The sequence below is a fragment of the Bacillus sp. 491mf genome (assembly GCF_900112415.1).
Taxonomy (GTDB): Bacteria; Bacillota; Bacilli; order Bacillales; family Bacillaceae_G; genus Bacillus_A.
Genome location: NZ_FOLV01000006.1, coordinates 20,237 through 44,023, shown reverse-complemented (window position 1 = coordinate 44,023; position 23,787 = coordinate 20,237). Strand labels below are relative to the sequence as shown.

Sequence of the window (23,787 nt, the reverse complement as noted above, 5' to 3'; positions counted from 1 at the left end):
CTTTCTATCCCCTTTTTAAATTTTTCTATCTCGCTTATATACTACCTTATATTTATCTTGATATACCATCCTCTTTTTATATTTACCCCTTATTATATACGAATTGTATCAACTATTTGCATATAACTGTACCTCTAAAATTAAATTTGATCATTTTGTAATTTTTCTAGATATTGCAAATTATATTTTTTTTCAGAAATAAACGAGTCCTTCATAAAAAACGAAAAGAATCGACTCTATATGCTAGAGGATTCTCTTCGTTTTAAAACTTGAAATAAGTCCCTTACACAATCAGGCTGCTCTGCGATAATTATTTTGTTTTTCTCTTTGCTGATTAGGTGGATCAATAAAAATAGCGATAAAAAATGAAACAACACACAGTGCACCAATTACAATAAAGGTTGGTTTAAATCCACCTAATATTGCACCGATAAAGGCACCTGTGAGTGCTCCTAAACCAAAGCCTTGGTAGACGATACCGTAGTTTTTACTATGATTTTTTAGACCGAAGAAATCACCAACAATGGCTGGGAAAATAGTGATATTTCCGCCAAAGCAAAAAGCAACGCTTGCTACACAGGCGAAATAAATCCCATAATTTAAGTCCACAAAACTAAGAGTAAAAACAGATATAGCTATAACGACAAAAGTTGCCGACACAATTTTCAAACGGCTGATTTTATCTGACAACGACCCTAATATAATTCGACCAACAGTATTAAAGATAGCAATCATAGAGACTGCATTGGCTGCTGTTGCTGCACTAAGTCCTACGAGTTGAACACCAATATCCTTTACCATGCTAATTAAGTATAGTCCACTCATACATGATGTGAATAACATGATAAATAATAGATACACTTCTTTTGTGCGAAGCATTTCTCTTGTTGTATAGTCATGACTCTTTGTTTCCTGAACTATATCTTGTTCAGCGGCTTGATGGATAAAATACGCGCCTATAACTATCATAATTGCTACAATTAAGCCCCAGTACAAAAACGCTTGTGATACACCAACTGAATCGATTAGCTTTCCATTAATGAATTTAAAAATTAAACTGCCCGTTCCGTATGCTGAGACAGAAATACCAGAAATCAAACCTTTTCGCTTTGGAAACCACTTTATTAAATTGGAGAGTGTAGTGATATATGCTGTACCATCTGCGTAACCTACAACAACACCTGCTAGCACATAAAGCATTGGTAATGAGGACACTTGCGAGCTAAGCATTAAGCCAATCCCTAGGGATAAACCAGATATAATAATGAGTTTACGAAGTCCCCATTTCTCTTGTAATTTACTCGCAAATAAAGTTGAAAACGCTAAAAAAAAGCTAGTGATTGAGAAGGTTATCGCGACAGCGTTAAGATTCCAGGCGTATTTACTCACTAAAGGCTGATTGAATAAGCTCCATGTATAAATTGTTCCAAGGCCCATTTGGACAATGATTGTACCGAGAATTACGAGCCATGGATTACCAGATGAATGTTTCATTACGCCCTTCCCTTTCTTTTCCTATTTCAATAATTGTCTTACAATGCTTATTATGTCCACAATGCTTTGTGAGATGCGAATATTGAAATGAAAATAAATGCAGAGTATTACCATCAAAGCTATCATTTGAAACAATAAAAAAACACTTATCGATGAAGTGTCTTTTTATTGTTTCAATATATTTTATTTTTTGGTGGTAAAACTGTATCTTCAATACTTTATGTACATACCGTATGAAACAATCTGATTTTTTAAGACTTCAGATAAATGGTTGCAAATCAACCAGCGTTTTTTCAGGTCCCCACTTAATTATGCGTATTCCTTTAAATGATAGGCTGCTGATTAAGCAAATGTATCAGCCACTAAATTGCTAAAGTCTCTTAAATATTGAAGATAATTGGTTCCTCCATAGTTATACCTCTTGTTATACATCTTTGCGACAACGACATTATATTTAGGAATAACCAAAATTGTTGGCCCTGTCACGCCTAATATTTGATAAGATCCTTTTGGAACTCTTTCACCTATTTCATTTTGGAGTGCTGGTGTATTTTGAACAAACCAAAATAATCCATTTTGTGGTAAATTTGTATTTTTAAAATGAGGAGAATGCAATTGTGTTGCAATTTCAATAACTTCTTCTGGTACAATTTGTTTTCCATTCAAATAGCCCTTATTTAGATGAAGATCTCCCCAATAAGCAAATTCTCTAGCAGAGACAAAAAGATTCGATTCTGTCCCGTCATCTGATTTACCTAACTTACTTCCAGCTTCTTCTTCGGGATTTATGACTACTTTTACTAAGTTGTCATGATCTGTTATTTGCCAAGCCGTTTCTGTAAAACCTGCGGGTATAAAGACTCGTTCTTTCAGTAATTCTGGAAAACTTTTATTATATAGCTTATAAATTAGCTGCGTCATCATTTCGACATTGATACCTCTGTAAGCCCATCCTTCTCCAGATTCAAATTCTCGGTACATGATTTTTCTGTCACTCACATTAAGACCGTGCGAATGAGTTACTAAGTGCCTGATGCTTGTTTTACCAAGTAAAGTTTTGTCATACTCTTTAAAGTAATCTACAGCATAATCGTCTAAACTTTTTATTTTCCCTTCATAAAGCGCATAGGCGATCGCAAGTCCTAAATAACTTTTTCTTGCAGAAGCAACGTTAAACTGTGAAGTTGCTGTAATAGGAAAACTATTTTTGGTATTAGAATGAGTTCCGCTATAATGCTCTAATACAACTTTATTATCTTTCATAATATAAAGTGCTGCTGCGGAGCTATGGTTTCGTTCTTTTATATTTTCTACCCATGAAATTATTTGCTCGTATTTTTTCATTTTTTTATTCCTTTCTTTATTGAATCTATACCAAATTTCAAATTCGACAAAAAATGAAAAACACCTTTCTTCAGTACTATGAGTTCGGATCTTATATACTGAATGATTTTCACATTAAAAAAATAAAAAAGCAGGAGAAGGTTTTCCTGCTTTTTCAGCGATACTTTGGATGTATTATTCAGTTGAATTCTCTTCTATTGGGCCATTGTTCATATTCTTCCCATAAAATATTTCGTCCATTTCCAATTTTAATTTCTTTGTAATTTCTTGTTGTTCGTCAACAGACAATGTTTCTTGTGTATATCCAAACAAATAGTTATTTAAGTCAAATTCTTTTAGTTTGCATTTTGTGTGAAAAATATGTTCTTGATATACATTAACATCAATCATGTCATACAATTTTTTTACATTCTCTGGGATGTAATTTTGGATGGAATTTATTTCGTGGTCAATAAATAATTTGTTACCCGTTATATCTCTTGTAAAGCCACGAACTCGGTAATCAATCGTCATTATATCTGTATCGAATGAATGAATTAAATAATTGAGTGCTTTAAGCGGAGAAATTTCTCCGCATGTAGACACATCAATATCTGCTCTAAAAGTGCTGATTCCTTCATCTGGGTGATATTCAGGATATGTATGAACTGTTATATGGCTTTTATCTAACTGTATAACGACTGAACCTGGAAGAGGACCTGGTGATTCGTTAAATGATTCAGTTGGAACTTCTACAACCGGGCCTTCAGAAACTAATATTGTTACGCTCGCTCCTTGTGGGACGTAATCTTGTTTGGCAACGTTTAATACGTGTGCTCCTATAATATCAGATACATTTTTCAAAATATTTGTTAATCTCTCTGCATTATATTGTTCATCTATGTATTCTATATAAGCTTCTCGTTCTTCTCTTGTTTTTGTGTAGCAAATATCATACATATTAAAACTTAATGATTTTGTAAGATTATTAAATCCATGTAATTGAATTCTTTGCTCTGGTGTTAATTTCATGGTGAATCCCCCCTCTATTTTATATCCAATTAGGATTTATGCACCTTTTATGATATAGAGTTCCATCCTATAATTTTTTCATGCATATGTTGTTTACTTAGGTTTTTATAAATCATTTTTAATGTAATGGCTTGGTGTTATTTTATTTTTACCAAAATACGGTAAGTGAAATTCATTCATTTTCATGATAAATGTGGTTAGATTTCTATCATTTGAAAAAAGCTTGGAGTCAATTTAATCCAAGCTTTTTTCATACATTATTTTTTAAGATCTTTTTTCGTTACTTCGCTTCTAATATTTACATCTTTTGAAAACTCTGTATCGTTTTTTAAACTGTTAGGATATTTGTTTTTACGTTCTCGATTATCATTTCTATTTGTCATAAATGATCCTCCTTTTGTTAAGGTTTGTACCTATTTTTTACGAAAGGAACCATTTCATACAGGAGAAATTGTTATTTCTATTCCATTTTTTGCGAGATCTCTTTTAGAAAGAATACTTTTTGATTCGCACATACTATTCATTGGAGGTGATAAATATGGGAAACAATCAAAACCCGTTCACAATAAAGAAACGTAATGCTAACGGACAATATGATAAGGAAGCACATACCATTGACAGTCATGGGAACTATGTACCAAATACACCAACGAATGCTGCAATTCTTCGTGCTGAAAGAGCAAAAAAATGACTGTTCTGAAGGCTAAAATATTAGAGTTATTACCGGTATCGGTAATAAAGCTCCTTCAACAAGAAATGCTAAATGGAAATCGATGTCTTATTGATTTCATAGCAGATGATGCGATTGCTTATGAATTTGAACCAGAACAAGTAGCTCCCTGTATTATGGCAGCTTATTATGTGTACGAATCAACTGCCTACCCAAGCGAAATGGAAGAGGAATGGAAGTTGATGTTAGTTTTTCACGCAGCTATTCGTTCGACGATGAAGCTTCTGTCTTACGGTAAATATAATGCTAAACGATCTGAAAGTGGATGGATGAGTTATACAAATTTATAAAGTTTCATTTGAAGTAAAAAAGTCCGATTGTAACCGTATTAAGGTTATATCGGACTTACAATAAACATAATTTTGGAAGCAATAATAACGCATTATAAAAATTCAGCTCACTAGCTCCAAATAAAGCGTCAAGTTCCCCATTGATTCTTTACATCAGCAGAATTACCTCTTTCAGTTTCGTCCACGTCAACTGGTACAAAATTAAGCTATAGTTTTTTATTAGATCAGGATGATTCGCATCGACACCTCTGCCGATTACACCGACTGTTACTCCTTTTCCTACCCCTCCAATAAATTACCTATATGAATATGTTTTTTACCGCTAACTAAGTAGCTCCAGATTAGCAAACGATCTAGGAGAAATTGTTATTTCAATGTATACCAAGGAGAACGAGCCTATATATTACTTTTTTACGCTAGGTAATTTCTTCAACCAAATAATTACTACATACGTTATTTTTTATAAATAGATAACCTGTCCAATCAAGAAGGTATATCTGTAAATAGAATGGTATAAGAACTACCTTTAAAGATGTAATAAAAAAGATAGCCAACATATTTTGTAGTTTTCTATTCAATATTGTTCTTACAAACGCTACATTATGTGCCTATCTACATATAAAAAGGGGAGATGTACAATCGCTTACGTATTCGAACGATGCATAAATATATGTTTGGAAATTATAATTGCTCCAGGTGCAAATATAGAGCTGTCTATAAGTGACTTCGATACATGTCCATCAGGGGTTATAATTGATGATGACGTAATTATTATTTCGTTACCGTTTGTTGCATGTGTAGAAATTACGATTACTGATGATAACACCATCACGATTGAACTAATTGATTCATTAGCCTTTCTTTCTTTTCCGCCTCCTAATTGGAAATAGTACGAGAAAAGTGTATATAGTGAATAATCACTAGCTACTCAGTAACGAAAAAAGGAACAAAAACGAAATTGTTTTTGTCCCTTTTTTCTACTGTATTAATACTCTATTTCATCATAATCTTTTGGTTGTGGTAGTGGTTGCATATTACTTGAATCTTTTGGATCACTATAAATAGCATTTTCTTCTGTATTTAATTTTTTTATGTTTTGTTTTTTATTTTCATTAGGATGTTTGTTCATTTTCGTTATCTCCTTCACATCTTTTTAAATGTAGTCATGCCCTATATTATTCTTTTTACTCTATTGGAGCCATGAAACATGAATTAATATCATTAAATGTAAAAATACGGTAAATGAAATTACTTTGATCTTTGACAACAAAACATTTTCAATCAAATTACATAAAAAAAACTTGAATTCATGCGAATCCAAGCTGTCTCATATTCCTTATAAATTACATGGTTTTTAACTACGCAAATTCCCTCTCAACCAAGGACGCTGACGATGGAAACCAATCGGAATTTGGATAAGACTCGTTTCTTCTTCTGCATCCAACCTATAAAGTTCGTCACACAAATTTACATCGAACCCAAGAAGCGGGTGTCCCCCTAGACCAAGGCTAGAAGCTACTAACAATAATTTTTGTACAAGGATTCCTGCTTCCATCTGTTGAATACGGTATCCTCTATATCCTAGTTCAGTTTTAAGATGATTTTTATCCCCCACTACATGTAGACATAGCGGCACTTGAAAAAGATTCACATTGTGAAGTGTCATCCCGCTTTGTAGTAAGAATCTATGATCTCCAAGATGTACTTGTCGTAATGTATGAGTATTACTGTCATAATGATAAGCGCCGTTTGGGATACCTTCAACACCAAATAAACATACGTATATGGAAACACGGGATGCGATTTCTTCATAATTTGAATCTAAATCATTTTGATAGGCAAAAGAATCAGTCGCTTCATGCAATAACGTATTCAATTGTTCTTGACTCATTTTCTTAAAAGTAAAATCCATTTCCGGTGAAAATCGATTTTGGCACGCTGCTGTTAAGTCATACGACATTCGCTTTATACGAGGAAGAACTAACGCTTGCCCACCATGCATTCTATTTATTTCACTCTTGATTGTTTGAAATGATTGTGTTGATTCAAGCATAGATGCTTCATTCATTTGAATCAACATCGGATACTCTGCAATCTTTCGTGATCGGACATAGTGATTATGATGAATAGTTGGTAATTCTTCACATAATTGAGTGGCGGAGACTTCTATATTCGTATCATCATTTTCATGATTGAACTTTTGGTGTTCAGAATTTATCGATAGAGGGATAACTGCATATACACTCTCCTCTTGTTCCGATAAGCCGAGTAAATGATTGATGGCCCGGTCTAGAAATTGAAAATGCACGCTTGAGTTGAACTGAAATTGTTTTGCTACTTCAAACAATTGTCCGATTAACACGCCTGCATCCAATCCTTGCAAACGATAAGAAAAGTTATGGTACTTAAAGAAATTTTTCCAAAACATTGTCGATACAAAAACAACACCGAAACAAGCGGATGTGTCACAACTATTACCAAGAGTCCGGTCTACATATGAATCAAAGTTCCCTTCTCTTAATAACACTAAGCGGTGGTGCGCTACATCATAGTGATAAATACCAACAGGGACATTTTCCATCTTTAAATATATATATAATTCATTTGGATATAAAGCTCCGCCCGACGGAACAAATCTCCGATACGACTGCATAACATTTACTTCTGGTGTTGGTCCGGTTGACTGATAAAATTGAGTAATCCCAAATACGTACCAGAGAAAATGACCAATTTCACGAAGGCTTGGTTCTGTTGAAATTTCGAGATTTTCAAGTGTTAATGTTACTTCTGAAGATAACGGAATTCCCGGTAGGTTCTGATAAAGTTTATATGGAAGTGGCCCGTCTTCCCAATCTACCTCCCAAGTTGAAGAGGTTGCTTCATCAGTATTAAAATGCAAATTGTTCAAAAATGTCTCTAAACTCACCCTTCTCCCTCCTAATCATCACTTACGCGAACGGATGTGGATGTGGATTGAGTTGTTCATGCGTTAGCGATTGCTGCGCATATCCAAGTTTCATTGGCACGTGTAATACCCTATCTAAACCAGTTAAGCGCGTAAGATGGTGCCCAAATGTCATTGGCAACATTCCTGGAATGATTACTTTCACACAATGTAATCCATTTCGCTTTATTTCTGGTGCAGTCTGATCTACTACAATCACATCAAAGTTCAACTGGTGTAACATCTGAAGTATTTCTTTTAAATCATCTGTTAAATCCTCATGTCTTGTTTTCTGCTTGAATGCCTCAGTAAATGTTTGTACCGGGCGATTTTTATCTAGTAAAAACTGAAACCGTTCTTCTGATTCTGGTAAACCACATACCATCGGATGGTCAGGCATTTGCTTCACAAGGGAAGGATTATGGAACATTTGTACATATTTCTTGCGATTCTCCTCAAATTCTTTATCAAGCGTTAACATCATGCCAGCTAATTCATATATTGCACTTTTCGCCGCTCGCACTGGATCTAAATGTGCCCCAGCTGCACAGATAATATTTAATCCCTCCCTCTTTCTGTTTTTTGCCAGTGCCCAAATGCTTGGAATTCCTTGCTCCATTGTCGAGTTAAACAAATGTATATCATATCCCCCTACTGCACGCACACGTTCTGCCATCAACTGCAACTCTTGATCATCGACAGAAGAAAGATCAAGACGCGGAAGAGGAAGCTCAGCATACCAAGTTAGCAAAAATGAATCGCGCTCAATGACTTCTAAAATGCCATAAAAAACGGCTTCTTCTAAACTGCCACCTAATGCGCAACCATTAGAAGTCTCATAAACAAAACCATCTTTACCACCTAAACTATAATAAGCAAGTAGTTCTGGAACTAAAATGGGACGTTCTTGCAAAAAAGAATAACCCCATACCCAATTCATTGGACGATCTGGATGAAACGGTTTAAACGGAAAATTAGGTTGTATATATTGTTCGTTTGCATGTACACCCACTTCAAGAGGATTAAGTGCTTGATGAGCTATATTACGAAATGTGTCCTTGATGACAGTACGTTTCCCACGCGGTTCTAGCCCGCAATATCGTTCTAATCCTTCTAAAATGGCAGTTAATTCACTAGTTGCATATGAATGGGTACGACCAGCTGTTCCTTCGTCTCCAAAAAGAAGCGGAAGATTTACACTTACCTCGGCAAATGGAGGTGTAAGGTTATACATTTTATCATTTAAAAAACCAGTCTCATAATCTAGATAATCATTGGCCAATACTTTACTTAGTTCAGAGATTGAACGACAACGATAATTATTTATATTAATCTTCGGGCTTGATTGCAATGTAATATTAGCTGAATGTGATGAATCATTAGGCAATTGGCTACAATTTAGGCATAAGGCATGAGGAAGAAAAAAATGATAGGAGCTTTTCAAAGTTTGTAAATTCACGAAACATACGTGACCTTCTAATCGTGCATAATCATCCTGTAAAATGCACTGCACCTCATTTAACAGAAGATGTGTCATCTGTAATATTCCATTATTTGATGCCCATATGTCTCGGGGGCTTTCCTTATTTGTTGTTAGGTTTTGTAATATTCGCCACATCTCTTTCGAATCTTTCCCTGCAAAAGTACGGCGTATATCTGCACATTGAGAACAGCCCGATGTGCCAGGGCGAACGAGCGGACCGATTATTCCTTTTCCAAATGAAACGAAGGCTCGCAGCCAAGGAATATTCGTTGATTGAAGTACACTTTCTGCCTCTGTATGAAATGAAGGATTCCAATTATCATGTAACACAAGAACTAAATCGGTTGTTTCTGGAATTTTCCGATCAAAATCTGTTTGTTGATTGATTTCATACTGTTCAGCTAATTCTTTATATACACGTTTTGCCAATAGTCCTTCTCCAATTATTAAAATGGAAGAGCTCAATAGGATTCCTCCTCTCCCAATAATACTCCATAAATTCCTGCCAATTCCTCTTTCCAGACCTCTTCTAGCGATATTTCAAATACGTAAAGCCGTTTTCCATTTTGTTTTAGTGTCTGTTCAGCAGATTGTAATATCTCTTCATCTGTCAAGTTTTCACAAGAAGAAATGGCGAATTGTAATGGCGTTTTATCTTGTAATAAAACGGATGAATTCTCTATTGTTTGTGATGCGAGGCAATCGTCACAATTTTGTACTTCTATTAGTGCCTGTTGTAATGCTTTCCGTAATGCTATTGTTCTATTAACGCCTACACTTCCGTACCAGCGATTATTCGTACCAATCCAAATAACCGGAAAGTTAAAAATAGCCTCTCCTAACGCAATTGTAGGTGTTCCTTGCATTGTGGTAAGTGCTTGCAAATAATATCGGCAGCGTTCATCTTCTACTCCATCTAATTGCAGGGGAAAAACAGCAATTTTTTGTTGTAGTTGTCTCTTACGAAATTCTTCATCCAAGCATTTTTCTAATCCTCTAATTACACATTCTGCAATCGTTTCCCCAGCTCCGATTCCTAGAAAATCTTCATCTTCAGAAAACTTGGAACGAACGATTCGTGATATATAGGTCTCAACTCCAGCTAATCCAGATTCGTACCTAGCTTCCATATGTGTTAAACCTGTACTAATCATATCTGGTAATAATTCAGCGGGTCCTTCTGACAACGGATCAACTGTTTGAATACGACATTGAGCCAATGGCAGTTGTTTTAAGTCACCTGCTTCCCAAACGTGAAAAATCCCTGCTTCTTTAGATACTAGGGAATTCAAGTTAAGAGTATATTCATTCGATTCATTTATATTTGAGTTTTGTTTCATTCTCGTATTAATATCTTGGACCCATTCAATTTCCATTCTCTCATTTACTAATGGATGAGGAAAAAAGGAGTGCCAGTTTCCTTCTAATGTTTCGGAATTTAGTAAAAAAATTTGATTCGTTTTCGTATCATTTGTTACATCTGTAACTTTTTTGAACAATTCAAATACAATTACATTTGCTAACATCGCTTCAGTTGTAGAAGAAACAGTGTGTTCTCCTGAAGTTTTAGGAAATGCAGACTTGTGTATACGGCGCCAAGCTGATTCCCAGCAAGCATCATTTTCCGGGTGTACGAGTGGCCCGGCTAACCCGACTCCTTGCTTAAAAATGGCAGGGATAAAAATCTTTTTTTCTTCTTTACAAATAGCATGAAGAATTTTTAATTCCTCTATGTCTTCTTCTTGTGATACATACAAAATCGCCTGAAATGGCTGCAACGCATCTTTCAAAGCATTTCTTTTTTCATTTTGCAAAAAAATTTCTTCAGTCGCTACTTCAGGATCTGTTTCTTGTGCATGCTCTATTAGTTCAATTATTCGTCTTTTATTGGTTGATACTGAATCAGTATTCATCATATAAAATTTCGGTAACCCCGATTCAAGTAATGCAGAAATAAGGGAAACATAAAATGAATCCGAACCAATGGCTAATACTTTCGTTTGGCGGTAAGATTGAAAGCGATACGCACCCGAACCGCCGAGGTTATCTAAAAATTCAATTTGAGATGCGTATTTTTCGAGAATACATTCTGGCAATTGGTGTAAATGATCTTGACTTATGTCTGTTGCAAATTCATTTTTATATAGTGTTTCTGCTATTTCAAATACTCGCTTTCGATATGGCTCAGATAAACCATCTGTTAAGCTTCCTAATGTGTATTCTCCGTTGAACATTGGCACCAGTTTTTCAATCCATTGATTAATTGACTTCCCTTCCATACGGAATGAACTTGTATTATTTCTAAAATACACTTCTCCTTTTGGATTAGAGAGAAAAAAGGTATCTCGTTTCATTTTCAAACGCGTAGAAGAGTTTAATTTTGTCATTGTACTCCTCCTTCACTGTTTATTGCATCAAAAACCTTCATCATAACAATTTTATGTATCCTATTTTTTCTTATGTCAAACGAAAAAAAGAAGTGTGGTTTATCATACTTATAGAAAAGCGTCACCACAATGAAGATCATGTAGAAACGCTTTTCTTTAAGTAAAGTTTCAATTAAAAAATAGGAATTAAATAAAGCAGAATCCGTCCACGCAGAATCCACCGCCACAACCGCCGCATCCACCGCATCCACCGCAACCGCCACAGCCAAAGCATCCAAAGCATCCAACACAACGGAATCCACAACGACCGAATCCTCCACAACGGCCACCACCGCCACAACGGCCACAGCCACCGCAACGACGAGTATAGTCGCTATCAATATAGTATGGAGAAGGAATTTGACTATCCCAATACACAACATTTCCAGCATTATAGTCATTTAAATTTAACGTTTGAAGTTCTTGTTGAAAATTATTCATTTTATTACCTCCAAGTATATAATTTGCAAGTCATTACGAAAAAACGACTTGTAACAAATGGACGATAGACCATTTTGAATTGCACTCTCCAACAAAGTATGACCTATATCTAGGTATTGTGACTTGTTCAAATGCCTAATTTAGAATTATGTAACTTAGCATAAGCTCTTCTATTTGAAGTCAGCGCTTTTTTCCGTTATCGGCCGTTTTTTGAAATACATCGGCGATTCGACGTATAAGTAGTCAATTCGCTGAGCTGAATCATACCAAAAAGTGAAAGGAGCAGACTAAAAAGTGGCCTTTTTAGTCTGCTCCTCATATTTTCATTAACAGTGTTTTTATATCATATTGTTCTAAGCACCAATTATATTTATTTGTAATCTGTTTAGGAACCGAAGCTAAATCTACTACTTCTTGAAATCCATGTTTACTATAAAAAGGCTTTAAGTGCTCAAATGGAATGCAATATACATTTTGAATTTGAAGTTTACGAGATTCTTTAATAAGAAATGCAACGATACTATCAGCAATTTTCTTTCCTCTATAGTCTTCTAACGTATATATCCCACCCATTTCAAAGTTGTTTTCATCAATTTTTACTAATCTTCCTAAGCCAGCTTTTTGACCATAAACATATGCTATTGCAATCTCTTCATTTTCTAAATGTGATGGTACAAAATTAGCCTTTTCATATTGAGAATGAATCCATTGTAAATCATTAGGTTTTGCTTTTTCTATATGTAACATAGGATTGACCTCCATCTATTTCAAAATGTCTTATGGTGTAACATAAAATCCCCCAAAGTTTATAGAACACTTTGGAGGAATATTTCATTCTATACTTCGTTTCATTCTATGTTGCGCCGCATCGTTCGCATCAACTTTTTTTATTGGCAAAAACATTCCAATACATGCAATACATGCGCAGCCCGCAAATACAAATGGTAATGACTTAACAGCTACGAATGATAGTGCCCCGAAAATAATAAGATCTAATATTGAATCTAAAACTGATAGCAATGAAATTGTTGTTGCCCGGACATGAGACGGGATTATGTCATTACTAAGCTGTGAGTAAATTGGATATCGAATTGCACGTACGAACCGTAACATAAAGAATGCTCCTAATATAACCCACAATGTTTCTCCGAAAAACGTTGATAACAGTAAACCGCTAACAGCTAAACCACCTGTTACATTCATTAAAATTGATCGTGAAAATCTGCTAGTCAGCCATCCAATTGAAATGGAAGAAAAATATCCTAGGATAGCAGCTAAAGCATACATAATACCAATTGCAAATACAGGAAGGCCTGCTTTCGTAAACAACGGTTGGTTAAATGTGTCGTATACTGCGCTAGCTGGAATGAACACAAGCGAGACGTTTAAAAACATAATAAGCAATTGCGGTGCTTTACGAATAACCTTTATCCCTTCAATTACTTGTGAAAAAGATTCTTCTCGGTAGGATGATAACTTCTTTGGACTTTTGATGAAAAATAGTAAAGCAAGTTCTACTATATGAAATACTATTCCAAGAACAATTAAAAGTGTAAATTGTTCTTCTCGTAAATCTTTAGCGAAATACGCCCCGAAGATTACGGCGATTAGCATGGAAATGAAACCAGCTGATTGGATTTTTCCCATTGCTTGATCCATTGCATGTTGCTCATTGTTTTCTTTTAGTGACTCATAAATTAACGCTTCGTCCGCACCGGAGAAAAATGTAACTGACAAACCGTTCAATAAACTATATAGACAAAACAACCATAGGTTATCTGCGAATAATAAGATAGAAATACTACCAGTTTTTATAATAGAGCCAGTCAAAAATGATAATTTTGCACCGAAGCGATCAGCAAAAACGCCAGCTGGAATTTCCCCAACAAGTACTGCCACGCTCCAGCACATCATGACTATAAATATATTAGCTGCCGTTAAACCCCTTTCCATATAAAACAGTGTCATCACGGGCTGTAAAAAACTAATCGTTCCAAAAAATTGTACCCAAAATAAAATCGAAATGTTATGCGTTGCGATCGTTTGTTTCTTCAATTGTTCTCCTACTTTCCGTTATTCATTTTTCATAATGGATTTAGGACGCAGGAGTGCAATATTACGTTAGTTGATATTCACTCCTCTTCCTACTTTTGAGAATGTTTTTAGTGTTTTTTGCATTGTTTTTCCTCCTTCAATATAGATAGAGTTATTATAACAATTTTCTTAATATTAAAGAAACGTTTTTTAGAATCATGATAAGTTTGTATGAATGTGGAAAGTAGTATATAATAAAATACAATAAACGATTATTTTAGGTATTCCTAAAATAAAGGAGCGATACATATGAACATTACTATTTATTTCGGAAGCCACGAAGATCAAGAAGTGCGTACAATGGATTGCCATTTAGACGTTGAAGATGCAGAAGAATTTGTATCTGTTTCTTAATAAAAATATACATAATATTATGGGATAAGTACTCTTCCCTATTCTAAATTAAGATGCCTTTTTGAGGCATCTTTTTGTTTATTTTGAGGATAAAAACATTTACTTTTCAACGAATAAATAGTAGAATATAATTATAAGAACAAACGTTCGTTTTGTCTCCTCCGCTATTGGGAGGGTACTAGGAAGGATGGATTTCATTGGCTCAAATTAAACGCAGAGGAAGAAAAAAGCATACTCCTACTATTTCAAATACAGGCTTTATTGGCTCTGTGTTTATCGATACATTAGAACTTCAAAAAAAATCATATTACTTTTCTCGTAAACGATTACATATTACGCATCATGTATTAGATGGTCTCGCGCAAGCAACAAGTTCTCTTTTTGCTGAACATGGTGTCACTGCTTACTTATCATGTGCATATTTGCATAAGCAAAAGAAAATTGGATTTATTCTTTCGACGAAACCTTTTAAAGAAACTGAAGGCGTTGCTTATTTTAAAAATTTTTTAATTGAAAAGAACTTTTATAACGGAAATATTGAAGAAGAACATTATCAAGAAGTTTTTAATACTGGTTTCATTGGCGTCGTTTTCGCAGACCTTTCAAGTATTGATCGTTTTAATTTTGAATTTGAAATGTCTCTTTTATCAAAGTTAATGAAAGACATGATTATTCCGGTTAAAGAGTTATTTTTACGTAATAAAATTCCAGCATACATTTCAACTGTGGAATTAGAAGATCAACATAAGTTAGGTTTTGTTTTATCCGTAAAGCCATACGATGAACGTGCTGAAGCGGATTTATATTTTGAAATGTATTTAAGAGAACGTGGTTTATATATCGGTGATGAAGAAGATGACATTGATAAGATTGTCATTCGAAAAAAAGTTGAGATTGTATAACAAAAAGGATGGTTAATTTATGATTAGCCATCCTTTTTTGATACATTATTTAAAGTTTTCATTTTCTAATACTACAACATCTTCGTTTGTTAATCTTCCAGCCTGTTTTGTATAATTTACGAGCCTGATTATATTATCACAAGCTTGTTTTGCACCGATAACTAACAGCGGTACACCAATAAAATCAATTTTTAACCTTCTCGAAAATAAACCACCAAATGTCATAGCAATTGGTACAGTTGGTGATGTGTTAGAAAACACAATTTTTTCATGGTTTTGAAATTTATCTTGTAATAATATACTTAAATTTTTTAAAGCTGGAACTACAACTTTAGATGCACCATGACCGACTGTATAAACAGGATCGCCGTTTTCATCTCTTCCGTGAAAAATAATTTTTCCCATATCGGAAGTTTTTAGTTTATTAAAATAATCTACGTTTAATATTTCATCTTTTGTAAGTTTCCGATCAGTTGGTAGTTTTTTCAAATGATACGCCGCTGCTAATGAAGTTGTATGTGTCCCGCCATAATCGGTATAAATATAAATCATCCTATCATCCTTTAAATTAATGTACATGACTACTATTATGACCAATTATTTGCATTCTAATCTAAAACGAATTTATAAGACGTGGACAATTCAAGTTGTGTGATTGTACTTAAATAGCAATGGAATTCGTTTTGTTATTTTAGCGTAAATCTGAAACACGATACGTGCTAAAGGTTCTACTTTATTTGTATATTTGACAACTAATGCACTTGTTACGAAAGATAAAACAGCTCCACCTATAATATCTGCTGGGTAATGGACACCAACGTATATACGTGAAATACCAACTAGTATAGCCCAAAGCAATGCGATATTTTTCCAAGCTTCTCCACGTAAAATCATTGTAAATGCTATAGAAAATACAAGTACAGCATGATCACTTACAAATGAAGAATCCGCCGCATGTGGTACTAGTTTGTGTACATGATATGTGACGAATGGTCGTGGATGATTATAAAGTGCATGAATCAAAACATTTAAAAGTAGAGCAATACAAACAGAAAGTGCTGTATACAGTACTGTATATTGCTTCCGAATAGCTTCTTCCTTTTGACTGTTGCTAAACCATAAAGAAAACATCAAGATCATTGTAACATAAGGTGCGCTATTTGTAATAAATATCATCACCTTATCCAACAAAGCAGAGGATCCTGCAAAATTATTAATCCAGTGGAATATTGTGTAATTCATATAAGTCTCTCCTTGTTTACATTCAGTACATAATCACCAAGTTTATATCATTAGTGATTACCTATTTCGTTGATTTCCCCAGTATACACTAGCAATATGAAATGCTCTTTAATTTTTTCTCATCTTTTTCTCATTTTTCTTCGTTATGCTAAGTCCACAAATAAAAGCGAGAAGTATATAATCTACTTCTCGCTTTTAAGACAATTAAACAATAAGGTAACAGTCGACCCTTCTTGTTCTTTGCTGTTTATTATAATATGTCCATTGTACTTTTCTACAAGGCGCTTTGCGATGGAAAGTCCTAATCCATTTCCGCCTTGTTTTCGACTTCTTGCTTTATCGACTCGGTAAAAACGATTTAGTACATATGGTAAATCAGACTCTGGTATTCCGACTCCTCGATCTGTAATGGTGATCTTAATTTTTTCTTCTTCTACCGCGCTTTGCAAGCAAATGTATTTTTCATGTTCTTTTGTATATTTGATCGCATTATCAACTATAATGACTAAAATTTGTTCAAGGTAAGAAGCAGGAATAGAAACACATGCATGATTCGCGTGTAATTGTCTATCAAAGTGAAAGTCCGCATGCAGCAATTCGAAATTTTGTATAACTTGTTCTATTACTGAATCTGCATGTACAGGCTCGGCTGCGATAGAATACATTTGTTCTGATTCTGCTCGGGATAATTCTAACAACTCTGATACAAGCTTATTCAGACGATCTACTTCTTTTAAACTAGAATCTAACGATTTTTGTAAGATTGCAGGGTCATTTTTTCCCCAACGCTTTAACATAGAGAGATGTCCTTGAATAATCGCAAGTGGTGTACGTAATTCATGCGATGCATCTTCAACAAATTGTTTTTGTTGTACAAAGGATGTTTCTAAGTTGTCCATTAGCTCATTAAAAAGCAATCCGAGCTTGGCAAATTCATCATTGTTTTCGTGAATTGGTACCCTTTCTTTTAATCCGTTTGTCTTAATTTTATTCATCGTATCTGTAATAGCTTGCACACTTAGTAGAAGTTGCTTTGCAAGAATGGTACCGCCTAAAAAGCTAAGTATCAATCCGCCGATACCAGCAGCTATCATAACGAGAAAAATAAGCTTCATTAAATGATCAAAAGCTTCAAAGTTTTGTCCAACTTCAATTGTACCAGTAAAAGTATGGGTTGTAATCGGTGTGCGCTGTACAAATATTCTATCTTCATAATGCCTTGTCATAGAAGTTTCAGATTCATTGATGTATTTGGGCACAACTAAATTCGGATTAAAGTCACGTGAAACAGTAACCAGTATCTTTCCTTTTGCATCCAAAATTCGAATCATTTGATGTTTATCATTTATAGTTGCAAGAAAATCCTTGCTGTTTTCAATCGCATCTGCGGAAAAACTTGCATTACCATTCTTAAAATAAGCTTCAATTTCTGTTACTTGCCTGTTTATTTGTTTTTTTTCATAATCAAGCGTCCAGTGGTCAATAATGACATATTGAAAAATACTATATAAAGAAAATAAGACAAATAATAATGTGCTGGACCATAGTGTTAATTTCCACTTTACAGGTAAGTTTCGGATGCGATTTTTAATTTGGTTCATCATCGCATCACATATCCTACGCCTCTGACAGTTTGAATATAGTTTTCTTTGTCATGGCTATTCAATTTATTACGTAAATAACGAACATATACGTCTACTATATTCGTCTCTACGACTGCATTGTATCCCCAGACTTGCTCTAAAAGCATGTCTCTTGTCAAAACACGATTAACATTTTTCATAAACATCATAAGTAACTCAAATTCTTTATTTGTTAACTCAATTATCTCTGCTGTTTTGTGTAAAGTTCGAGACTCTACATCAAGTTCTAAATCTTTAAATCTTAAAAGAAGTTTAGTTTTATGCTCTTCTTTTTGATTTCGTCTCAAAATCACACGCATTCTTGCTAATAGTTCTTCAATGGCAAAAGGCTTTGGTAAATAATCATCTGCACCGCTATCTAATCCGGTTACACGATCCATAATACTATCACGAGCTGTTAACATAATAATCGGTGTTTCCTTTGTTGCACGTAATCGGCGACATACTTCTATTCCATTAAGACTTGGAAGCATTAAATCAAGAAGAATGATGTCATAATTATGTTCAAGAGCCGTTTCTAACCCTTTTCTTCCATCATACACAACGTCTACTGCATATCCTTCGTACTTTAGTTCTAACTCTAAAAATTCCGCTAAACTTTCTTCATCTTCAATAATTAAAATACGTTGCAATATTTTCACTCCTATACAACAAGGTGAACAAGTAATCCAATTCCAAATATAATAGCCACAATTTGATGAGCTTTACGATACGTTACATATTTTTTCTTATCTTTCAGTCTGTCTAAAAGTATACCAGCTATGACAAGAAGAATTAATCCTATTAAAGTGAAAATGCCACTATAAATAAGAGTCATATGACGGCTACCTACTATTAAAAAATATATCCCATGACTAACAGAAACCGCAAAAACCGCATACCCGATAAACGTATGATACCGCTTTAATAACATATAAAGTTCTTTTGTGTATTTGGCCACTATTACTTTCCTCTTATGCAAAAACAACCAAATATTACGAAATAACCATAAGGAACCTGCTGCAATTGCTCCATATTCTGCGAGGGATCCAAGATTTTTATTCAGACCTTTTAATGCTATTTGATTCCCTAACATAAAATCCAAAACTAACATTGCAACACCAAATGCAATAATACAAGCCCCTATAATTTTTATGGACAGATGAAAAATTTGATTTAATAAAATTTTTGACAATTCCCCCTCCTCCTTCTGTAATTATGGAAAGTGATTGTTCGTTTATATTCTAACCATAAAAATGGAAAAGACGATGAAAGGAAGATTAAAATTAGATGAGAAAATGCATAATCAGTTCTTAAAGAAGGGGTACAGACAGCGCAATCGAAAAAAACACGTTAAGTAAATTTCGATATAGAAACCCATCTTTTTGACATAAGACCCACGCTAAGCTATTTTTTAGAGGTTAAAAACCTTGATTTTTCTACAGTAAATAGAAAAATCAGAGTTTTATATCCCCCCTCTTCACTTCGAATATTTTTTATTTTTAAATAATGAAATGTTTTTCTAACTCTCGTTAGTTTGATAAGAAGGGAGAAATATCAAACTTACATATTAATAAACTATTGGTGCACAGAATTTAAATGATAGGATTATAGTCACCATCAAAATGAAATTCGTATTCATTGTCGATTCGAATATAGCCTAGAATGTTGCGATCCCTACACCTACGAAATACGCTTGAATAGTTCTCATTATCTCTGTTCCCTTCTGCGACAAGAATTTCCTGGTCTTCGCGATCAAGGACAATTCCAATATGGTCGTGAGAATTATTTGATAAAAGTTTTTCATAAATAACTATATCGCCGCGTTGTGGTCTAGAGTTCTGGTCATCATAATAAAAAAATCCAGTTTCGGGCAGTAGAGCCCACTCAAATATAGCACCTACACCAGCTAGTCGATAATTACCGTTTGGATAACGTATCGGCAGCAAAATTCCTGCCTGCATACAGCAATGGTATACGAATGCTGCACACCAATTCCCTTGGAGTACTTTATATATATCTGGATCAGGCCAATAATGGCAAATTTCCGTATACAGTTTATTTTCCGGAATACCAATAATGTTTTGACTTGCTAGTTCTTCTGAAATATCGGCCAACAAGCTTCGTTTATCTTTTTCGTTTTTTGTAATCTTTTCATTATGATTAGTTGGAACTACTTCTTCAAATTGGTCCTTTGGAATGGATAATTCACCAAATACATTATGAAATCTTTGAACATCCATATGAGATACGGTGTGATCCAAGTTCTGAAAGAAATTATTGAGCATAATAGCATCTTTGATTAACTCATCGTATGGACCGTGGACTTTCCCACGCTGATTCTGGTAGAATATTGCCCGAAGAATGGTAAGTTGTTCATCCTTAGAAAAAATATTTAAATCTCTTATGATCGGTCTAACGGTTTCAGCACTATTAATACCCGGAAAATAACTGATACCAGTTTTATAGAAATAATAGTTGTGAAGCAAACCTGTGATAGCCGCAATTTCTGTTTCTAATCCTCTCTTCATTGCAAGCATCGAAGCGAAAGATGATACTCCATTAAGTTGAGCATAAGCTTTTTGCCTGTTAACTCCGCTGTCCAAATCAAGTATTTCATTAACAAGTACACGAATACTTTCAAGCCTGTGTCTTGAACTTTTCACAGCTTATCCCACTTCCTATTCCACTTTATTTCTTGACTAAAATTGACCTTTGGTTTAAGTACAAATTTTCACAATCTCACATTAATTTTAGCACAACATCCATTTTTATTTTGGCTAATAGCACTTTAATGGCCATCTAGAGGGAGAAATAAAGCCTAGTTATTCACTTCTGATAAATTAAATTTTATCGTAGGCTAGCTTTTTTATTTTTTTGGTGACGTGATTTCTTAACTTGATGGTGATGGGGCAACTTGATTTCTTAGCTTGATGGACATGGGTCTGTACCCCAGGAAGAAATAGAGTTCGAAAATATGTAAGTATCCTGGCATGGACAAAAATTAGAGGAGTTAATTATAAGTATTGTTTTACATCACTTGCACATGTTTTTTCTCTTTGTTTTTACCGTTGCACTTAAATAAAAAAGAACATCTGACCGTTACTCTTGCCGGCTCCCTTTGTTTTAAATCCCGAATGTGGCAGGTGGCAGGAAAAGGCGCTGACCACTTCAATACACGGCCATACGCTCTCGTCCTCCCTTAAAAAAGTGATTTTTATGTCGTTTTTTTAATTTGCATTTATATAAGTTTGAGAAATTGGTAAGTAGATTTTCACTGAAGTCCCTACTCCAACCTTACTCGTTATAAAAATTCTGCCTTGATGACGTTCAATAATTTTATAACTAATCATTAAGCCAATTCCTGTCCCTTTTTCTTTTGTGCTATAAAAAGGTTCTCCAAGTTTTATAATTCTTTCTTCCGGAATACCTACTCCCTCATCGGAAATACAAATCATTACCTCAGTATCGCTTGTCTTCTTGGCAGTAATTATGATCTTTCCTCCGTTTGGCATTGCTTCAATAGAATTTTGTAGAACGTTTATAAATACTTGTTTTAACTGTTTTTCGCAACAATCTATATATAAGAATTGAGGATCCGTTTGGAATGTGATATGAATATTTGTCATAATTGCCTTTGTGTTAATTAATGAGACAACATTTTCTAATATAAAACAAAGGTTCTTTTTTTCAAAAGAAATAATTTCCGGTTTTGCAATCGATAAAAACTCATGAATAATAGATTCAATGCGTTCAATTTCAGAAATCATAAGTGGAAAATAATCTGTATCATTACTCATTTGAATTTGTAGTAATTGTATAAATCCTTTAATGACAGTTAACGGATTTCGTACTTCGTGTGCAACTCCTGCAGCAAGTTGACTAACTGCGGCTAATGTATCTGATTTATTCAATAGTTCAGTTGTCTTTTTTCGTTCTGTAATATCACGAACAAGAATCATAATTGTATCTGTTAAAAGCGGTAAACATCGTGCTTCAAAATAATACACACTATCATGCATCGGTAAGGAGTAGTCTACAACTTCTATAGAATTATTTTCTTGTACCTTTATAATTGCTTCATGTAATTGCTCGGCAGCATCAGAAGGTAAAACATCTTGAAAACTTTTGCCCATAAATTGTTCAGTAGGCATATAAAATTTCTCTGAACAACCAGCCTTATAATCAAAAATTATTCCATCTAGATCTATTAAAAAGCATAAATCTGGAAGTGCTTTAAAGATTAGTTCTAACTCTGAGGATTTTTGGATGAGCTCTTCTTCAATCTTTTTTCGATGTGTAATATCGACACCAATTGCCCAGTGGCTATACCCAGGAACAGGGAATTCTTCTGATAGATTTGACCACATAATCGTTTTCTTATCACCATTTTTACAAGTAAGCGTCATTTCCCAATCACGAAAGTTTTTACCACGAACGAAAAATTCATTTAGCGCTTGATTTCGATATCCTTCATCAGGATAAAGCAGTTCTAATGCGTGAGGATTGTTAACAATTTCAGCTGCACTATACCCTGTTACGAGTTCACATTCTCGATTCCATATCGAAAACGTACCTTCTTCAGCAAATGCATCAACCATCACAGGCATGTTTTGTAAAATAGTATATAAATTTTCAGTAGGTATTGATCGCTTCTTTTGAAGTTGTTGCAATTTATTCATTCCTATATTAGTCATAAGTGCTACAAGAGATTTGAAATATATTGTACAAGAATCAATATGATCTTGTGGAGAAAAAATGATAAAATCACCAATAGCGTGTTCATTGATTATAATCGGGATATGAATTTTTGTATGTAAATTTGTGTCATTGGATTGTGTGCCGTAATGAAATATTGTCTCTTGATCGCAATCAAGAAGCTGATGTGAAATATGTGTTAAAAAATAAAATTGTTCTGCCATTGTTTGTATTTCTTGTATATCAATAAGTTCTGTAAGCCGATACATATCCGCCAACTCCTATATCTGTAATTCACATGTATATATTGATTTTTCAATTGTGTTTAATTTGTAAATTTACTCAACTTTTCCATTATACGAATTAAATTCATCAAGGTACATAGAAAAATAGTGTGATTTAGGAATTTTTTTATTTTTCAATACGATAGAGAAGAAAAGTGGATAAAAACACACAAAAAAGAACAAATTTCGACATACTTTGTTCTTTTTTGCATATTTCACTATATATTCATTTTAACTTTTCGACATCTTTGTCTAGCTCTGCCTCCTAAACAGTCGGCTCCACTTTTCTTTATAAGTCGCTGCTATGCAGAATACGACATGACCTGCACTCCCTGCTTTCTCCTTTTGTTTTAAACCTTGCATGTGGTAGAAAAAGGCCTTGACCGCTTCTATGCATGGCCAGATGCTCTTGCCCGCCTACACAGAAA

22 protein-coding genes are annotated in these 23,787 nt (G+C 34.3%); 4 read left to right on the top strand and 18 right to left on the bottom strand.

Going from position 1 to position 23,787, the window contains the following annotated elements; all coding sequences use genetic code 11:
* Positions 1-291 precede the first annotated feature (291 nt).
* The 4 genes from BM211_RS08455 to BM211_RS26990 all read right to left on the bottom strand — a co-directional run bounded on the left by BM211_RS08455 (position 292) and on the right by BM211_RS26990 (position 4,232).
* Entirely contained in the window at positions 292-1,494 is a 1,203-nt protein-coding gene (locus tag BM211_RS08455) for an L-lactate MFS transporter (protein ID WP_090996350.1), read from the bottom strand.
* A gap of 342 nt (positions 1,495-1,836) precedes the next feature.
* The gene (locus BM211_RS08450; RefSeq protein WP_090996347.1) at positions 1,837-2,838 is read right to left on the bottom strand and encodes a serine hydrolase domain-containing protein; all 1,002 of its coding nucleotides are present in this window, start codon (positions 2,836-2,838) and stop codon (positions 1,837-1,839) included.
* Positions 2,839-3,012: 174 nt separating this feature from the next.
* Complete coding sequence (speD, locus tag BM211_RS08445) at positions 3,013-3,849, bottom strand: adenosylmethionine decarboxylase (protein ID WP_090996344.1); 837 nt, start codon at positions 3,847-3,849, stop codon at positions 3,013-3,015.
* A gap of 257 nt (positions 3,850-4,106) precedes the next feature.
* Complete coding sequence (locus tag BM211_RS26990) at positions 4,107-4,232, bottom strand: hypothetical protein (RefSeq protein ID WP_256217049.1); 126 nt, start codon at positions 4,230-4,232, stop codon at positions 4,107-4,109.
* A gap of 155 nt (positions 4,233-4,387) precedes the next feature.
* Here BM211_RS26990 and BM211_RS26395 point away from each other — a divergent pair, with 155 nt between their 5' ends.
* The 3 genes from BM211_RS26395 (at position 4,388) to BM211_RS25850 (ending at position 5,759) form a co-directional block, all read left to right on the top strand.
* Positions 4,388-4,540, top strand: coding sequence for a hypothetical protein (locus BM211_RS26395; RefSeq protein WP_177206900.1), 153 nt, complete (start codon positions 4,388-4,390; stop codon positions 4,538-4,540).
* A gap of 5 nt (positions 4,541-4,545) precedes the next feature.
* Positions 4,546-4,869, top strand: a complete 324-nt coding sequence (locus BM211_RS08440) for a hypothetical protein (protein ID WP_090996558.1) — start codon at positions 4,546-4,548, stop codon at positions 4,867-4,869.
* A gap of 674 nt (positions 4,870-5,543) precedes the next feature.
* On the top strand, positions 5,544-5,759 hold the full coding sequence (locus BM211_RS25850; protein ID WP_141771609.1) for a hypothetical protein: 216 nt from the start codon (positions 5,544-5,546) through the stop codon (positions 5,757-5,759).
* A 95-nt stretch (positions 5,760-5,854) separates the two neighbouring features.
* Here BM211_RS25850 and BM211_RS26390 read toward each other — a convergent pair whose 3' ends face one another.
* From BM211_RS26390 to BM211_RS08405, 7 genes are all read right to left on the bottom strand, one after another.
* Positions 5,855-5,998, bottom strand: a complete 144-nt coding sequence (locus BM211_RS26390) for a hypothetical protein (protein WP_090996341.1) — start codon at positions 5,996-5,998, stop codon at positions 5,855-5,857.
* A 225-nt stretch (positions 5,999-6,223) separates the two neighbouring features.
* Positions 6,224-7,795 (bottom strand): SagB family peptide dehydrogenase, encoded by a 1,572-nt coding sequence (locus BM211_RS08430; protein ID WP_090996338.1) that lies wholly within the window; start codon positions 7,793-7,795, stop codon positions 6,224-6,226.
* A 22-nt stretch (positions 7,796-7,817) separates the two neighbouring features.
* Positions 7,818-9,761 carry a TOMM precursor leader peptide-binding protein gene (locus tag BM211_RS08425; RefSeq protein WP_090996335.1) on the bottom strand — a complete coding sequence of 648 codons (1,944 nt, stop codon included), beginning with the start codon at positions 9,759-9,761 and terminating at the stop codon, positions 7,818-7,820.
* Entirely contained in the window at positions 9,758-11,683 is a 1,926-nt protein-coding gene (locus BM211_RS08420; protein WP_090996332.1) for a putative thiazole-containing bacteriocin maturation protein, read from the bottom strand. The genes BM211_RS08425 and BM211_RS08420 overlap by 4 nt, the downstream gene beginning before the upstream one ends.
* Before the next feature lie 186 nt (positions 11,684-11,869).
* On the bottom strand, positions 11,870-12,163 hold the full coding sequence (locus BM211_RS08415; RefSeq protein ID WP_081904806.1) for a heterocycloanthracin/sonorensin family bacteriocin: 294 nt from the start codon (positions 12,161-12,163) through the stop codon (positions 11,870-11,872).
* A 315-nt stretch (positions 12,164-12,478) separates the two neighbouring features.
* Complete coding sequence (locus tag BM211_RS08410) at positions 12,479-12,910, bottom strand: GNAT family N-acetyltransferase (RefSeq protein ID WP_090996329.1); 432 nt, start codon at positions 12,908-12,910, stop codon at positions 12,479-12,481.
* Between the two features lie 84 nt (positions 12,911-12,994).
* Complete coding sequence (locus BM211_RS08405) at positions 12,995-14,218, bottom strand: MFS transporter (RefSeq protein WP_090996326.1); 1,224 nt, start codon at positions 14,216-14,218, stop codon at positions 12,995-12,997.
* A 590-nt stretch (positions 14,219-14,808) separates the two neighbouring features.
* On the opposite strand from BM211_RS08405, the gene BM211_RS08395 reads away from it, so the two are divergent.
* Entirely contained in the window at positions 14,809-15,513 is a 705-nt protein-coding gene (locus BM211_RS08395) for a hypothetical protein (RefSeq protein ID WP_090996320.1), read from the top strand.
* 45 nt (positions 15,514-15,558) lie between these two features.
* On the opposite strand, the gene BM211_RS08390 is transcribed toward BM211_RS08395, so the two are convergent.
* The 7 genes from BM211_RS08390 to BM211_RS08360 all read right to left on the bottom strand — a co-directional run bounded on the left by BM211_RS08390 (position 15,559) and on the right by BM211_RS08360 (position 23,344).
* Entirely contained in the window at positions 15,559-16,065 is a 507-nt protein-coding gene (locus BM211_RS08390; RefSeq protein ID WP_035431181.1) for a DUF3189 family protein, read from the bottom strand.
* Positions 16,066-16,155: 90 nt separating this feature from the next.
* A complete protein-coding gene (locus BM211_RS08385) occupies positions 16,156-16,755 on the bottom strand; it encodes an undecaprenyl-diphosphatase (RefSeq protein WP_090996317.1) in 600 nt (199 codons plus the stop codon).
* Positions 16,756-16,937: 182 nt separating this feature from the next.
* Positions 16,938-18,359: a sensor histidine kinase gene (locus BM211_RS08380; RefSeq protein ID WP_090996315.1), complete on the bottom strand. Its 1,422-nt coding sequence runs from the start codon at positions 18,357-18,359 to the stop codon at positions 16,938-16,940.
* Positions 18,356-19,030: a response regulator transcription factor gene (locus BM211_RS08375; RefSeq protein WP_090996313.1), complete on the bottom strand. Its 675-nt coding sequence runs from the start codon at positions 19,028-19,030 to the stop codon at positions 18,356-18,358. Before BM211_RS08375 ends, BM211_RS08380 begins: the two co-directional genes overlap by 4 nt.
* 11 nt (positions 19,031-19,041) lie before the next feature.
* The gene (locus BM211_RS08370; protein ID WP_090996311.1) at positions 19,042-19,572 is read right to left on the bottom strand and encodes a hypothetical protein; all 531 of its coding nucleotides are present in this window, start codon (positions 19,570-19,572) and stop codon (positions 19,042-19,044) included.
* Positions 19,573-19,972: 400 nt separating this feature from the next.
* A complete protein-coding gene (locus tag BM211_RS08365; RefSeq protein ID WP_090996308.1) occupies positions 19,973-21,043 on the bottom strand; it encodes a CHAP domain-containing protein in 1,071 nt (356 codons plus the stop codon).
* 564 nt (positions 21,044-21,607) lie between these two features.
* On the bottom strand, positions 21,608-23,344 hold the full coding sequence (locus BM211_RS08360) for a PAS domain-containing sensor histidine kinase (protein WP_090996305.1): 1,737 nt from the start codon (positions 23,342-23,344) through the stop codon (positions 21,608-21,610).
* Positions 23,345-23,787 lie beyond the last annotated feature (443 nt).